14 protein-coding genes and 1 pseudogene are annotated in these 14,842 nt (G+C 44.6%); 11 read left to right on the top strand and 4 right to left on the bottom strand.

All coding sequences use genetic code 11. The annotated features are described in order from the left end of the window. Nucleotides 1-203: 203 nt before the first annotated feature. Together FTT75_RS01395 and radA are read right to left on the bottom strand one after the other, a co-directional pair. Nucleotides 204-1,207, bottom strand: a pseudogene (locus FTT75_RS01395) (Tim44 domain-containing protein). A gap of 118 nt (nt 1,208-1,325) precedes the next feature. Continuing rightward, complete coding sequence (gene radA / locus FTT75_RS01400; RefSeq protein WP_180083038.1) at nt 1,326-2,717, bottom strand: DNA repair protein RadA; 1,392 nt, start codon at nt 2,715-2,717, stop codon at nt 1,326-1,328. A gap of 174 nt (nt 2,718-2,891) precedes the next feature. Here radA and FTT75_RS01405 point away from each other — a divergent pair, with 174 nt between their 5' ends. Further along, a complete protein-coding gene (locus FTT75_RS01405; RefSeq protein WP_180185815.1) occupies nt 2,892-3,296 on the top strand; it encodes a hypothetical protein in 405 nt (134 codons plus the stop codon). 100 nt (nt 3,297-3,396) lie between these two features. Here FTT75_RS01405 and FTT75_RS01410 read toward each other — a convergent pair whose 3' ends face one another. Continuing rightward, nucleotides 3,397-4,743: a sodium:alanine symporter family protein gene (locus FTT75_RS01410; RefSeq protein ID WP_180185816.1), complete on the bottom strand. Its 1,347-nt coding sequence runs from the start codon at nt 4,741-4,743 to the stop codon at nt 3,397-3,399. A 319-nt stretch (nt 4,744-5,062) separates the two neighbouring features. Here FTT75_RS01410 and FTT75_RS01415 point away from each other — a divergent pair, with 319 nt between their 5' ends. The 7 genes from FTT75_RS01415 (at nt 5,063) to FTT75_RS01445 (ending at nt 11,211) form a co-directional block, all read left to right on the top strand. Continuing rightward, nucleotides 5,063-6,466 carry an amino acid permease gene (locus tag FTT75_RS01415; RefSeq protein ID WP_180185817.1) on the top strand — a complete coding sequence of 468 codons (1,404 nt, stop codon included), beginning with the start codon at nt 5,063-5,065 and terminating at the stop codon, nt 6,464-6,466. 133 nt (nt 6,467-6,599) lie between these two features. Continuing rightward, nucleotides 6,600-6,833, top strand: a complete 234-nt coding sequence (locus tag FTT75_RS01420) for a lipoprotein (RefSeq protein ID WP_180185818.1) — start codon at nt 6,600-6,602, stop codon at nt 6,831-6,833. 24 nt (nt 6,834-6,857) lie between these two features. Further along, entirely contained in the window at nt 6,858-8,102 is a 1,245-nt protein-coding gene (gene lysA / locus FTT75_RS01425; RefSeq protein WP_074383381.1) for a diaminopimelate decarboxylase, read from the top strand. A gap of 13 nt (nt 8,103-8,115) precedes the next feature. Then, complete coding sequence (gene dapF, locus FTT75_RS01430; protein ID WP_100329077.1) at nt 8,116-8,961, top strand: diaminopimelate epimerase; 846 nt, start codon at nt 8,116-8,118, stop codon at nt 8,959-8,961. 93 nt (nt 8,962-9,054) lie between these two features. Then, on the top strand, nt 9,055-9,660 hold the full coding sequence (locus tag FTT75_RS01435; RefSeq protein ID WP_227523632.1) for an alpha/beta fold hydrolase: 606 nt from the start codon (nt 9,055-9,057) through the stop codon (nt 9,658-9,660). Then, entirely contained in the window at nt 9,661-10,596 is a 936-nt protein-coding gene (gene xerA, locus FTT75_RS01440; RefSeq protein ID WP_159138226.1) for a site-specific tyrosine recombinase/integron integrase, read from the top strand. It abuts the gene before it with no gap. Nucleotides 10,597-10,827: 231 nt separating this feature from the next. After that, nucleotides 10,828-11,211 (top strand): hypothetical protein, encoded by a 384-nt coding sequence (locus FTT75_RS01445; protein ID WP_005265835.1) that lies wholly within the window; start codon nt 10,828-10,830, stop codon nt 11,209-11,211. A gap of 180 nt (nt 11,212-11,391) precedes the next feature. On the opposite strand, the gene FTT75_RS01450 is transcribed toward FTT75_RS01445, so the two are convergent. Then, the gene (locus FTT75_RS01450) at nt 11,392-11,886 is read right to left on the bottom strand and encodes an Lrp/AsnC family transcriptional regulator (protein ID WP_004645712.1); all 495 of its coding nucleotides are present in this window, start codon (nt 11,884-11,886) and stop codon (nt 11,392-11,394) included. A 112-nt stretch (nt 11,887-11,998) separates the two neighbouring features. Here FTT75_RS01450 and FTT75_RS01455 point away from each other — a divergent pair, with 112 nt between their 5' ends. The 3 genes from FTT75_RS01455 (at nt 11,999) to FTT75_RS01465 (ending at nt 14,829) form a co-directional block, all read left to right on the top strand. Beyond that, entirely contained in the window at nt 11,999-12,604 is a 606-nt protein-coding gene (locus tag FTT75_RS01455) for a LysE family translocator (protein WP_005097656.1), read from the top strand. A 521-nt stretch (nt 12,605-13,125) separates the two neighbouring features. Continuing rightward, on the top strand, nt 13,126-13,878 hold the full coding sequence (locus tag FTT75_RS01460; protein ID WP_005097655.1) for an electron transfer flavoprotein subunit beta/FixA family protein: 753 nt from the start codon (nt 13,126-13,128) through the stop codon (nt 13,876-13,878). Nucleotides 13,879-13,896: 18 nt separating this feature from the next. Beyond that, entirely contained in the window at nt 13,897-14,829 is a 933-nt protein-coding gene (locus FTT75_RS01465) for an FAD-binding protein (RefSeq protein ID WP_005169982.1), read from the top strand. Nucleotides 14,830-14,842 lie beyond the last annotated feature (13 nt).

Here is a 14,842-nt window from a genome sequence, read left to right on the forward strand (position 1 = left end):
ATTTATGAAGTAATTAGTGAGAATGATAACAATTATTATTTATATTTAAAATAAGAAATATAAAGCTATTTAAGTGAAAAATATAAAGAACTATTGATAAGTCTAAAAAAAGGGGGGGAGGGGGAGCGTGGATTAAAATATATAGAATTTAAAAATAAAAACAGCGGCTTGAAAGCCGCTGTTTAAAAACAATCTATTACGAATTAGTCTTGCTGAATACCTGCAACCACCCAGTCCTGATTTGAAGCTACTGGTTTGGTGAAATGCCAGATTTCTGCGAACGGTTGCGGCAAGCTGTTTAAGTCTTCGCTTACCGTACCGGTAAAGCGTACGCTGACAATATACTGGCCATTGTCAGTCGATGAGTCGACAACCATCGCATTCAGATTTAAAAACTCGGCAACATCCTGATCCTGATTGCTCATGATGTCGTTATACATTGACTGATAAAGATCAGGAGTCAGATAACGCTGAATTTCAGAAATGTTGCTTGCTGTATTCATGGACTGAATATGGTTAAAACGCTGACGCGCTACACGCAAGAATGCAGCAGGTTCAGTACCATCCGGTAACTGGCTGCCACTTTGGGTATAAGCTGCACCAAAAGGCGCATTATTTACCGGAGCGGAACCAAGCGGAGCATTATTGCTTGACGTTTGACCACCCACGTTCTGGCCAAAAATATTGGTACTGTCACCACCGCGAGGTGCAGTCGGTGCCTGACCAAAAGGTGCTGTATTACCAGCACCGCTATTTGGTGCAAAAGGGTTAGAAGCTACTTTTTTTTTGCGCTCATTTTACGGAAAATGAAGAAGGCAACAGCAGCAGCAAGAAGGATCCAGATCCAGCCCGGAATACCACCTTTTTCCTCTTCTGCTTGAGCAGCCTGAGCTTCAGATGCTGCTACACTTTGATCATCGGCCAATGCATTGGCAGCTACGGCACCAATCGCAGCACCCGCTACACCGGCAGCAACCATACCACCCACACCTGGGCCAGATTTTTGCTGGGTTGCAGCACCGGCAACTGGCGCTTGTTGAGCAGGCGCAGCTTGACGAGGTTGTTGATAAGATTGGGTAGGCTGTGCAGAACGTTGCATACCGTGACTTTTACCGCCACCGGCACGTTTTGCTTCAGCAGCAAAAGGCGCAACCAATAATACTGCTGTCAAGATACCTGTAATCAAACCGCGCTGTCGAACTTGCATTCATTTTTCCTATGAGAATAAAACCTATTTGTACAGTCTATTTATATAGGCTTTGTGTGGAATTTCAATCAAAAATCTGTATTTTTTTGCGCTTTACTGCAAATTCACTGCCTGATGCTTAATTTAGCTCATCACTTAAAGACATGGCTTCACTCAGGGCTTCATGCAAACGGGCAACAGCAATAATTTGCACGCCTGCAATGGTTTTTTGCGGTGCATTGCCACGCGGCACAATAATGTATTTAAAACCATGCTTGATCGCTTCTTTCAGACGTTCCTGTCCATTTGGCACGGGACGAATTTCACCAGACAGCCCGACTTCCCCAAAAACAGCCAGTTGTTGTGGTAAGGCCTTGCCACGAATACTGGAAGCGCAGGCGAGAAGTACCGCCAGATCCGAACCGGTTTCGGTGATTTTCAAACCACCGACGATATTGACATAGACATCCTGGCCGGAGGTTTGCACACCACCATGCCGATGCATGACGGCCAAGAGCATATTCAGGCGGTTCTGGTCCAGACCCAGCGCGACCCGTCGTGGCTGACCATGCGCATCATCGACCAAAGCCTGTACTTCGACCAGGAGTGGACGCGTGCCTTCACGACTGATCATGACAATCGAGCCCGGAATCGCTTCATCATAACGGCTTAAAAATATTGCAGATGGATTGGACACTTCGCGCAGCCCTTTGTCGGTCATGCCAAACACCCCGAGTTCATTCACCGCGCCAAAACGGTTTTTGACGGCACGGATCATCCGGTAACGTGAATCGGACTGACCTTCAAAATACAGCACACAATCGACCATATGCTCAAGTACGCGTGGGCCTGCCAAGGCGCCTTCTTTGGTGACATGACCGACCAGAAATAAAGAGGTACCGCTGTTTTTGGCAAAACGGGTCAGCAGGGCAGCGGATTCACGAATCTGCGAGACTCCACCTGGAGCCGATTGTAAGGTCTCGGTATACAGGGTTTGAATTGAGTCCAGAATTGCGACGGCAGGACGTTGCTGGGCCAATACTTCACAAATGCGTTCGACACAGGTTTCTGCCATGACCTTGAGCTGATCGGTTGGCAGATCCAGACGCTGGGCACGTAATGCGACCTGAGACAGGGATTCTTCGCCGGTGACATACAGGGCCGGATTTTTGGCAGACGCCATGTGTGTGGCTGTTTGTAGCAAAATGGTAGATTTACCAATCCCGGGATCACCGCCGATCAGAACCACTGAACCCGTCACCAGTCCGCCACCCAAAACCCGGTCAAATTCACTGATACCCGTCGGTAAGCGGGTTTCATGAGAGACTGAGACCTGATTTAAAGTCGTGATGCTGGACGCCTGGCCTGCATATCCACCACCGATTTTTGGCTGAGCACGATGCGTCACTGCCGGTGCAATGGTCACCTCAACCAGGCTGTTCCATTCCCCGCATTCAGAACACTGCCCCGACCATTTTGGATGATCGGCACCACACTGTTCACAACGATACACACTTTTTGCTTTAGCCATATTTGAAGATGTAGCGATTGAAATTGAGTGACAGCATAGCGGTGAATGCCATCGAAAACCAAGTCTTTCACCTGAAAAATCATGGTTTTTACGACAAGTCTTGTCGTTTTTATTTATGCTGATTTGAATGCTGTGCGTCAACGCCGTCTATAATGCCCATCTTGTTATGCTGGAATGGAACAGATCTTGTCACAATTGTTGAAACATATTGATGCGATCGCACGCGAAAAAAACCGTGATGTGCTGTTTGTGCATTTTGATCATTATGTCCATCCAGATCGGGACACAAACTCGGTTCGCCAGATTTTGATCGGCTGGCTAGAGCAACAGGGCATTGTCTATATGCCGTGTTTAGGTGTGGATCAAACCGTCCATAGTGAAATCTATCTGGGTGGTCTTTATCTGGATGTACCTTTTGATCTGCATCATAAAACCTATCAAAAATTGAGTGGATATCTGGAAGATGAACAGGGCAATATGAAAATTAAAGGCATTCAGTTTTTTGTTTTATCTTTAGGACTGGCACTTGAACTCGAATCTGACGGCAAATTACCAGAATGGGGCGGTTTACGCTCATAGAACATGAATATTGGATTTGAATTTCGAATAATTAATAATAAAAAGCCACAATTGATGTGGCTTTTTATTCTCTTGGTTCGGGATTTAAGCAATAAGGCGGTTAATAAAGTTCACCAGATTTACGTCTTGCGATGAAGTCTTTCGATTCCTTGGCAATCACGCCAGACAATAACAGCAATGCAATCAGGTTGGGAACCGCCATCAGACCATTAAAGGTATCGGCAAATAACCAGACCAGATCCAGTGTCGCGATACAGCCGACAAAAACCGATGCAATATAAATAATACGATAGGGTAGAACGAACTTTTCGCCGAGCAAGTAAGTGGCACATTTTTCGCCGTAGTAGCTCCAGCCTAAAATCGTGGAATAAGCAAAGAAAATAATTCCGAAGGTGACGACCCAGCCACCGACACCGGGCAGGAGTTTGTCGAACACGCCAATCGTCAGTACTGCACCGGTCTGATCACCAAATGAATTACCGGCCATGATGTAGCCCATGACCAGAACAATACCAGTAATTGAACAGACAATAATGGTATCAATAAAAGTACCGGTCATAGAGACCAGACCTTGACGGGCAGGATGGTCGGTTTTTGCTGCTGCGGCTGCAATCGGCGCAGAGCCCATGCCGGCTTCATTCGAGAATACCCCACGTGCTACACCATAACGAATCGCCGCACCAATCGCACCGCCTACTGCAGCTTCACCAGTAAAAGCATAGGTGAAGATCATTTTTAGTGCAGGTGCTACCAGTTCTAAATTGTTGAGAATAATGACCAGACCACCAGCCACATAGCCTACCGCCATGATTGGAACAATCACCGAAGATGCCTTGGAAATCGATTTAATCCCGCCCAAAATCACCAGTGCTGAAAAGGCAGTAATGATAATGCCGGTCATCCAGGTTTCGATCCCCAAACTGTTTTCAACTGCCAGTGCAACAGTATTGGACTGCACTGAACTGCCGATCCCAAAAGAGGCCAGTGTCCCGAACAAGGCAAAAATCAGCGCCAGCCATTTCCATTTCAGGCCACGTTCGATGTAGTACATCGGACCACCCGACATTTCACCTTTTTCATTTTTAATTCGGTATTTGACTGCAAGGACACCTTCGCCGTATTTAGTCGCCATACCAAACAGGGCAGTCATCCACATCCAGAACACCGCACCCGGACCACCCAGCACACAGGCGGTGGCTACGCCGGCAATATTACCGGTACCAATCGTGGCAGAGAGTGCGGTCATGAGTGAAGCGAATTGGGAAATATCACCTGAATGGTCAGGATGCTTGCCAAAGACCTGTTTAAAGGCTAGGGGCAACATGCGGAACTGCCAGAACAATAAACGGAAGGTAAGGAATATCCCGGTACCAACAATCAGTACCAGCATATAAGGGCCCCAGACCCAGCCGCTTAAAGTTTCCATTAAACTTTGTAAATTTTGCATAAAATTCTTCTTATTGATCCATGTCTGTGTAGTTCGAGATATTGATTAAAAAGCAATTGCTATGCCAGATGCATTCATCCTGAATGCATAAATTGGCTGAATAGTATTTTATTTTTTACACAGTTTTAAAAATTTGACAAGAAATTACTGGAATCTTTCAGGTCAAAAATAAAGCAAAAATGTAAATGGAGAGCGATATAAGAAAAATAAATTAACTTCTTCAATTAATCAGGAAATACAAATGATGCAAATTTTATTTTTGTATTCAGCATTTTTTACGTTAATTTGTCGCGAGTAAAACTCAAAGTTGTAATTAATAATGTCAGAAAAATATAACAATTCATCGGCAGAGCACGGTGAATTAAAGCGGAGTTTGTCCAATCGGCACCTACAGTTAATTGCCATTGGGGGTGCCATCGGAACCGGCCTGTTTATGGGTTCGGGTAAAACCATCAGTCTCGCAGGTCCTTCGATTCTGGTGATTTATATGATCATCGGTTTTATGGTCTTTCTGGTGATGCGTGCATTGGGTGAACTGTTACTCTCCAATTTACAATATAAATCATTTATTGATTTTGCCACGGATCTGATCGGGCCTTGGGCCGGATACTTTGTCGGCTGGACCTACTGGCTGTGCTGGATCACCATCGGGATCGCAGATCTATCCGCGATTATTTATTACCTGCAATTCTTCAATAATGGCTTGCCCTTTAGTCCTGAAGAAGGAGTGATGATCAGCGTTGCCGCGATTGTGTTTATCATGGGTTTGAACCTGGTCACGGTCAAACTGTTTGGTGAAATGGAATTCTGGTTTGCTCTGGTCAAGATTATCGCGATTGTGGTGCTGATTGCCGTTGGCCTGTGGATGGTCTTTACCGGGTTTACCTCGGATGCCGGCACAGTTGCGTCATTTAGTCATATCTGGTCACATGGCGGTATCTTCCCGACTGGAGCGATGGGCTTCCTGGCCGGGTTCCAGATTGCGATTTTTGCCTTCGTGGGTGTAGAGCTGGTGGGTACGACCGCAGCTGAAACCAAAGATCCGGAAAAGAACCTGCCGAAAGCAGTGAACTCGATTCCGATCCGTATCATTATTTTCTATGTACTTGCACTTTTGATTGTGATGTCGGTAACGCCATGGAATCAGATTGATCCAAATATCTCACCCTTTGTGAACCTGTTTAGTCAGGCTGGTATTGCCGCAGCTGCGATCATCATGAACCTGGTGGTGTTGTCCTCGGTGATGTCATCGATGAACAGTGGGGTATTCTCGACCAGTCGTATGCTGTTCGGTCTGTCGCGTGAAGAGCAGGCACCACTTGCCTTTGGTCGCTTAAACCGTCGTGCAGTTCCGGCAAATGCCTTGTATTTCTCTGCGGTGTGTTTGTTACTGGGTGCAGCACTACAGTATTTCGTTCCAGATACCGTCCGCGCTTTCACTTTAGCAACGACTTTATCCACGATTCTGTTTATCTGTGTCTGGATCATCATTATCTGGAGCTATATCGTGTACTACAAAACACGTCCAGAATTGCATGCCAAATCGACCTTTAAGTTGCCGGGCGGTCTGGTGACCTGCTGGATTGTGATCGTATTCTTCCTGAGCATGATCGTGGTGTTGGCGCTGGAAGACGATACCCGTCAAGCACTGATGGTCAGCCCGATCTGGTTTATCCTTCTGGTTATTGGCTATTTCGGTTTCTATAAACAGAAACATAAATAAACCTTATCAATAAAAACGTCAGCGATCTGCTGGCGTTTTTTTATCGCTAAAGATAATCTCTAGGCTTTAGCGCTTTGGTCATGGTGATCATCGCGTTATACTTCATCGAAACACTATTCAATTAGGTGGTCAGATGCATCAAGTCATTTGCTACATCAGTATCTTGGCGACAAGTCTTGTTCTTGCAGCTTGTGGGCAGTCAGGTGCGTTGCACTTGCCGAATGATCCAGATTACGACAAGCGTACCAAGTATTTGTTATATAAAAATACCGAAGCTGAATCCAAAGCCTCCGATGAAAAACGAGATGCCCCTGTGCAACAACAGTTTGCTGCGCCTGAAGCATCAGATTCAACGACTACACCTTAACGCTTTCAAAGAAAGGATACCTTCATGAGTTTCACCCGCATTAATGGGGTATTGCACGCTGAGCAATGTTCATTACAACAGCTCGCAGAGCAATTTGGCACACCTCTCTATGTTTATTCCAAAGCCACCTTGGAAAAGCATTTTTTAGATATGGACCGTGCTTTTAACTTTATCGATCATCAAATCTGTTTCGCGGTAAAGTCCAACTCCAATCTTGCGGTATTGAATGTATTGGCCAAACAGGGGGCCGGTTTTGATATTGTGACCGGTGGTGAATTGGCACGTGTGCTAAAAGCCGGTGGTGATGCCGCAAAAATTGTATTTTCGGGTCTGGGTAAAACTGAAGCAGATATTAAAAAAGCCTTAGAAGTGGGCATTGCCTGCTTTAATGTGGAATCTCATGCCGAGCTGGATCGTATCCAAAAGGTTGCGGCTGAATTGAATGTTAAAGCGCCGATTTCATTGCGCGTGAATCCGGACGTCGATGCCAAAACCCATCCTTATATTTCAACCGGTCTAAAAGAAAATAAATTCGGTATTCCATCTGATAGCGTATTTGCAACCTATCAATATGCGGCGTCACTGGCCAATCTGGATGTGGTCGGGATTGACTGTCATATCGGTTCACAGCTCACCGAAACCCAGCCTTTTGTTGATGCGCTGGATCGTGTCATTGTCATGATTGACCAGCTCAAAGAAATGGGTATCCACCTCAAACACATCGATATTGGTGGTGGTTTGGGTGTGACTTATAAAGATGAAACCCCGCCATCGGTTGAAGAATATGCCAATGCGCTGCGTCCAGCTTTAGAAAAATTGGGCCTGAAAGTGTATATGGAGCCGGGGCGTAGTATTTCTGCCAATGCGGGTGTATTGCTGACCAAAGTCGATCTGCTCAAACCCACCAATCACCGTAATTTCGCGATTATTGATGCCGCGATGAACGACCTGATTCGCCCGGCTTTATATGAAGCATGGATGGACATTCAACCTGTTAGGCCGCGTACTGATGCTGAAACTAAAGAATGGGATGTGGTGGGTGCGATCTGTGAAACCGGTGATTTCCTCGGTAAAGAGCGTGAATTGGCAATCAAAGAAAATGATGTACTGGCAGTCTTAGGCGCAGGTGCCTACGGTTTTGTGATGAGCTCAAACTACAACAGCCGTGGCCGTGCGGCTGAAGTGATGGTTGATGCAGATCAGGCACATTTGATTCGTGAACGTGAGACGATTGAATCGCTTTGGGAACGTGAGCGTTTATTGCCTTAAGGACTAAATCGAGATGTTATTAGAATTTACCAAGATGCATGGTCTGGGCAATGACTTTATGGTGGTTGATCTGATCAGCCAGCGCGCTTATTTAGATCCGGTCACCATTCAGCGCTTGGCCAATCGTAACTTTGGTATTGGTTTTGATCAGCTGCTGGTGGTTGAGCCTCCAGACGTACCAAGTGCAGATTTTAAATACCGGATTTTTAATGCCGATGGTTCGGAAGTAGAACAATGTGGCAATGGCGTGCGCTGTTTTGCCAAGTTTGTGCATGACCGTCAGCTGACCAGCAAAACCAAAATCAAGGTACAGACGAAGTCTGGTATTGTAGAGCCAGAATTGGGCGCCAATGGCTGGGTGCGGGTCAATATGGGCTATCCGAAATTCCTGCCGCAGGACATTCCATTTTTGGCCGATGCACCGGAAAGCCTGTATGACATTGAGCTTACTGGCGGTGAAAAGCTGAGCATTGATGTGGTGAATATGGGTAATCCGCATGCGGTGACGATTGTACCGGATGTGATTGCTGCCGATGTGGCACGTATTGGCCCACAAGTTGAAGCGCATGCGCGTTTCCCGGCACGGGTCAATGCTGGCTTTATGCAGATCATTGATGAAAAACATGCGCGTTTGCGTGTATATGAACGTGGTGTCGGCGAGACTTTGGCCTGTGGTACAGGTGCCTGTGCCGCAGCCATTTCCGGTATGCGCCGTGGTCTGCTGTCGAGCAAGGTTGAAATCGAGCTGGCAGGTGGCAAGTTGCAGATCGAGTGGAAAGAAGGCGATGTGGTCTGGATGACCGGACCAACGGCGACCGTGTATGAAGGGCGTCTGGATTTGCGTTATTTTCAGGGTTAATCGGCATTAAGTTTTAAAAAAGCACCGTGCTCAGAACGGTGCTTTTTTTATGTTAGGATGAAACTGAAATTTAATATGCATGATTATGCCTTCATGAATCAGCTTGTATTTTTACCGGGTGCATCTGGCAGCCAAGGTTTTTGGCAGCCGTTAAGGGCAGCATTAACCGAATATCCAGATCAGCAGGTCATTGCCTATCCAGGATTTGATGGGGTGACGCCAAATGTAGCCATTCAAAACCTGTATGATTTGCAAGAACTAGTAAATAGGCAGATTCAGGATGACTCCATTCTGATTGCCCAGTCGATGGGCGGTGTACTGGCAGTTGGGTTAGCGCTTAAGCATCCGCAAAAAGTCAAAGGGCTGGTATTGTTGGCGACATCAGGCGGTTTAAATTTGAAGAGATTTCACTGTGCCGACTGGCGAACAGATTATCGTGAACAGTTTAAAGCAGTACCGAACTGGTTTGTACAAGATCACACTGAATTTAATCCTGATCAGCTCGCCGGTCTTGAAATTCCCATTTTGCTAATTTGGGCAGATCATGATCCTCTAAGCACCATTCAAGTAGGACAATACTTAGAAAAAATATTTAAACATGCAAAACTGCATATCATCCAAGGCGGAAATCATTTCTTTGCCAACACTCATGCAGATCAGGTGGCAGCACTGATTCAAGATTATCTGGAGCAATTTTAAATGGAGCATGCAGTGACTGTGCCCCCTCAACTTTTGCTCAATATGTGGCTGAAAGAACGTGAAATCCAGAACCAGTCTAAACATACCTTGCAGGCCTATGCTCGTGATGTCTCGGATTTTTTAGAGTTTTGCCAGCGTGAGCAGCTCAATTTAAATGATGTAGAAGCCACAGACCTGCGCCAGTTTCTGGCTGAAAAAGTCGAACAGCATCAGCTGAGTCCCAGCAGTCTTCAGCGCATGCTGTCGTCCATTCGCCAGTTTATGAAATGGGCAGAGCAGGCCCAGCATCTCGCTTTTAACCCGGCGGATGATTTTCAGTTAAAGCGCCAATCGCGTCCTTTGCCGGGCATGGTGGATATTGAAACCGTGAATCAGATTATCGATCAGCCTGCGCCTGAAAATGAAATCCAGCAGCAAATGTGGCTCCGGGACAAAGCGATTCTGGAGTTGCTGTATTCCAGTGGGTTGCGTCTGGCCGAATTACAAAACCTCAGAATCAAAGATATCGACTTCAACCGGCAGTTGCTACGTATTACCGGTAAGGGCAATAAAACCCGGATCGTGCCTTTTGGCTCCAAGGCCAAAGAGAGTGTTATGGCCTGGTTACAGCTTTATCCACGCTGGAATGGCGATTTTGTGCCAGAGGCGAATGTATTTATTACCCAGAAGGGCAATCCACTGGGTGCACGCCAAATTGAAAATCGGGTCAAGTTTCAGGCGCAGCGCGCAGGCGTCAATGTGGATTTACATCCGCATTTGTTACGTCACTGCTTTGCCAGTCATATGCTGTCGAATAGCCGCGACTTACGTGCGGTTCAGGAAATGCTGGGCCACAGTAATTTAAGCACCACCCAGATTTATACTCACGTCGATTTTGATCATCTGGCACAAATTTATGATCAGGCGCATCCGCGTGCACAGCATAAAAAGGATTGATCATGCGCTAAGTGGTAGAAATTAAAAATCATGAATATATATTTTTGGCATAAAACTTTCATATTTAAACCTTAAAATGGAATTGAACTGAAAACTGGCGTTCTGTTGGGGCATTTCACTATTGTCTTATTCGTTAAATGCGTCATTTCAGGTATAACAAGAACGAGTAATTAATATTTAAAATGAAGTATGACTGAGCAAAGTCTCAGCATTTGGCGGATGGGAATTGATATGGACACAATAGTGATTGCAGATATAGAACAAAAATATGCACAGTTAAGCGCAGCTCAAAAAGAAATGTTTGCCGGTTATGGTTTGCGACAAATCAAGCATTTTGTGGATATTAGCTTACCGAGTCTTGCAGCGACTTTACCTGAAGGTGCCATCATTCAAGGGATTAATGCCGATGGTAAAGTTCAGGCATTTAATGCAATGACAGGACAATACTATTTATGGATTTCTGATTTACAGTGGCAAGTGTCGAATCGTGCCACCCAAGCGGTCGATTTAAAAGAAGATGCAATTGCGATTTGGACAGTTTTTGAATTATCAGACTATGAATTAGTGGATTTAAGCCATATTCATCGTGATTTTTTAGCACAAGCAACTGCCTAAACTCCCTAGTATCTCGGCTTTACTCAAGAAAAAGGTTGTCTTTAAACAAGGCAACCTGATATTTTTCTTATCGTCAAACTTGCGATCTATCTATCTGCAACATAGCGGGTGATTTAAGCTGGCTATGATTATTTAGCGCTGGAATTAAAAATACGCCATCGTCACTCTTAATCCATTCGTTTATAAATCCTCTAAAGGCAATTGGAAACTCTGTTTAATAATCTGACTCGGTAAATCGGTTTTAACACTGGTAATACCATTTTTTTTAGTCAGATGGGTCGACTGGAATTTACGGTAACTTTCCAGATCAGGCACCACGACTTTCAGCATGGCATCACTTTCCCCCAAAATGATATAGCACTCCATCACTTGAGGTAGTTCTTTCATGGCCTCAATAAAGGTGTCAATGGTTTCAGCATCTTGACCGACCAGCCAAATCCGTGAAAACAAAATCAGCTGAAAGCCAATTTTCTGTTGATCGACAATGGTGGTGTAATTCTGAATCACACCCGCATCTTCCAGTAATTTGACCCGCCGCAAACAGGAGGAAGGTGAAAGTCCAATTTCCCGCGCCAGATCATTATTCTGAATACGGCCATTGGCTTGTAAGTGTCGAATGATATTTTTATCAATTCGATCAAGTTTTACTCGCACAGACTTGGTGGATATTTTCATAAATTAGAATAATATTCGAAAAATAAGACTTATTATAAAATAAATTGAAAGCCAATTTTGTAAAAAATCGCAGATACTTGTTTCACTTTCTGGAGTTTGAAAGGAAAAGGAAATGTCTGTATTTGTACTCTTTGCACTGACCGTGCTTCCCCTGATTTTTACGCCTGGACCCGATATGTTATTTATCCTGTCTCAAGTGATGGGTAAAGATGCAAAAGCAGGCATGATGGCGACTGTCGGTGTGTGTTGTGGTTATCTGGTGCATTCGATTCTGGTCGCACTCGGAATTGCCGCGATTATTGTGTCCTTTCCGGTGCTGTTTGAAACGATTCGCTGGCTCGGAATTGCTTATCTGCTGTATCTGGCCTTTGGCCTGTTCAAGTCAGTATTCAGTAAAAATGTGCTGAACATTGAGAAAAAGACGTCAGCCAATCCGATTCAAAAAGGTTTTTTTACTGCGTTATTAAACCCGAAAGGCATGCTGATTTATTTTGCGATTTTGCCGCAGTTTATTGATAAATCGGCCAATACTGTCAGTCAAGGTTTGATTCTGTCCTTTATTTTTATTGGTCTGATTTTTGTGGTGTATTGTGGCTTAAGTATTTTGTTCAGCAAAATCAGCCAGAAAACCCAGATTGATGAACGTAAACAAAAATGGGTAGACGGAACTTCTGGTGGTTTATTGGCGCTTGCAGCAAGCTGGCTCATCATCAATTAAGCCCGATTCAAAAAAGCATACTTTTCACAGTATGCTTTTTTTATAGTTAAAAGCACTTGAAAAAGAGATGACTTTTCCAGCATATCTATAAGTGAGCGGGTTGCTTATTCAGTCAATTGGTCTTTTTAGTGGGCCAAATCCGTTTCAAAGAAGATTTCTGTCTAAAATGACAAATATGATTGTGGGTTCATCCTGCCAGTTTTGCTGCCAACTACTTTCATTTTATTTTGCGTACAGCTTTTCAATCAGAACTATTGATGTGACTAATCAAATAAAAAAATAATATAAATCAATGCTTAAATTTTAAGTAAATGTTTATACATTTCATTGTAATAAATGGATAACAATTAATTGTGAACGCATCGTTCAGGTAAATTTACGCATTTTTACAGCTCTTTGTTGAATTGTGACTTGACCGAAATGCCGTACACATTGCAAGATAGGGCACCTAAAAAAATTTAAGTGAAGAGTTACACTAACTTTTCTCAACATTTACATTTGCTAAAACAGCCGAGGATTACATGAAGGCTCTTGTTGCTGTAAAACGTGTGGTTGATGCCAACGTTAAAGTTCGTGTTAAACCGGACAACAGTGGTGTTGACTTAACCAACGTTAAAATGTCAATTAACCCATTCTGTGAAATCGCAGTGGAAGAAGCGGTTCGTTTAAAAGAAAAAGGAACTGTTTCAGAAATCATTGTTGTTTCTATTGGTCCTAAAGAAGCGCAAGAACAGATCCGTTCTGCAATGGCGCTTGGTGCTGACCGCGGTATTCTGGTTGAAGCTGATGACAGCCAGCTCGGTGCGCTAGAAATTGCTAAAATCCTGAAAGGTGTTGTTGAAGCTGAACAACCACAATTAATCCTTCTAGGTAAGCAAGCCATTGATGACGACTCTAATCAGGTTGGTCAGATGCTTGGCGCTCTAATGGGTGCGGGCCAAGGTACATTTGCTTCTGAAGTGAAAGTAGATGGCGACAAAGTACAAGTAACACGTGAAGTAGACGGTGGTTTACAAACTGTTGAACTTGCACTTCCAGCCATTATTACCACTGACTTGCGTTTGAACGAGCCACGTTATGCAGCGCTTCCAAACATCATGAAAGCGCGTAAAAAACCGCTTGATAACAAGTCGCCTGCAGATTTTGGTGTAACGACCACAACTAAACTGAAAACAGTAAAAGTTGAATCACCTGCAGAGCGTAAAGCTGGCGTACAAGTGAAGTCTGTAGACGAGCTTGTAGAAAAATTGAAAAACGAAGCGAAAGTGATCTAATACAGAAGGATAAAAATCATGAGTATTTTAGTTATCGCTGAGCACGACAACAAAGCATTAAACGCTGCTACTTTAAACGTTGTTGCTGCGGCGCAAAAAATCGGTGGTGATATCACTGTATTGGTTGCTGGTTCTGGCGCTCAAGCAGTTGCTGATCAAGCAGCGAAAGTTACGGGTGTAAGCAAAGTCGTACTTGCTGATGATGCTGCTTATGCAAACCAGCTGGCTGAAAACGTAGCGAAACTGGTTGCTGAATTAGGTAAAGGTTATAGCCATATTCTTGCTGCTTCGACTACCACTGGTAAAAACATTTTACCACGTGCAGCTGCGCTTCTTGATGTGAGCATGATTACGGACATCATCGCAGTCGATGGTCCTAAAACATTCAAGCGTCCGATCTATGCAGGCAACGCGATTGCAACTGTAGAGTCGGGCGAAAATGTCGTACTGGCAACTGTTCGTGGTACAGCATTTGATGCTGTTGCTGCTGAAGGCGGTTCTGCCTCTGTAGAAGCTGCGACTGTTGCTGGCGATGCAGGCATTTCCAAGTTTATCAACGAAGAAATCGTGAAGTCTGAGCGTCCTGAATTAACAGCTGCTCGCATTGTGGTGTCTGGTGGTCGTGGTGTGGGTTCAGGTGAGAACTATCACGCGATCCTTGATCCATTGGCGGACAAGCTTGGTGCTGCACAAGGTGCATCACGTGCTGCAGTAGATGCTGGCTTCGTTCCTAACGATATGCAGGTTGGTCAAACCGGTAAAATCGTTGCACCTGACCTGTACATCGCTGTCGGTATTTCTGGTGCAATTCAGCATTTGGCTGGTATGAAAGAATCTAAAGTGATCGTTGCGATCAACAAAGATGAAGAAGCGCCAATCAATGCAGTGGCTGACTACTGGTTAGTTGGTGACTTGAACACTGTTATTCCTGAATTGGTTTCTAAAATCTAATTCCTGAATACAG

The sequence above is a fragment of the Acinetobacter sp. YH01008 genome, assembly GCF_013420435.1.
Taxonomy (GTDB): Bacteria; Pseudomonadota; Gammaproteobacteria; order Pseudomonadales; family Moraxellaceae; genus Acinetobacter; species Acinetobacter pseudolwoffii.

Coding starts and splice junctions, on each gene's coding strand:
- radA (WP_180083038.1), bottom strand. CDS start 2,717: ATGGCTAAAGCAAAAAGTGTGTATCGTTGTGAACAGTGTGGTGCCGAT.
- FTT75_RS01405 (WP_180185815.1), top strand. CDS start 2,892: ATGGAACAGATCTTGTCACAATTGTTGAAACATATTGATGCGATCGCA.
- FTT75_RS01410 (WP_180185816.1), bottom strand. CDS start 4,743: ATGCAAAATTTACAAAGTTTAATGGAAACTTTAAGCGGCTGGGTCTGG.
- FTT75_RS01415 (WP_180185817.1), top strand. CDS start 5,063: ATGTCAGAAAAATATAACAATTCATCGGCAGAGCACGGTGAATTAAAG.
- FTT75_RS01420 (WP_180185818.1), top strand. CDS start 6,600: ATGCATCAAGTCATTTGCTACATCAGTATCTTGGCGACAAGTCTTGTT.
- lysA (WP_074383381.1), top strand. CDS start 6,858: ATGAGTTTCACCCGCATTAATGGGGTATTGCACGCTGAGCAATGTTCA.
- dapF (WP_100329077.1), top strand. CDS start 8,116: ATGTTATTAGAATTTACCAAGATGCATGGTCTGGGCAATGACTTTATG.
- FTT75_RS01435 (WP_227523632.1), top strand. CDS start 9,055: ATGAATCAGCTTGTATTTTTACCGGGTGCATCTGGCAGCCAAGGTTTT.
- xerA (WP_159138226.1), top strand. CDS start 9,661: ATGGAGCATGCAGTGACTGTGCCCCCTCAACTTTTGCTCAATATGTGG.
- FTT75_RS01445 (WP_005265835.1), top strand. CDS start 10,828: ATGGACACAATAGTGATTGCAGATATAGAACAAAAATATGCACAGTTA.
- FTT75_RS01450 (WP_004645712.1), bottom strand. CDS start 11,886: ATGAAAATATCCACCAAGTCTGTGCGAGTAAAACTTGATCGAATTGAT.
- FTT75_RS01455 (WP_005097656.1), top strand. CDS start 11,999: ATGTCTGTATTTGTACTCTTTGCACTGACCGTGCTTCCCCTGATTTTT.
- FTT75_RS01460 (WP_005097655.1), top strand. CDS start 13,126: ATGAAGGCTCTTGTTGCTGTAAAACGTGTGGTTGATGCCAACGTTAAA.
- FTT75_RS01465 (WP_005169982.1), top strand. CDS start 13,897: ATGAGTATTTTAGTTATCGCTGAGCACGACAACAAAGCATTAAACGCT.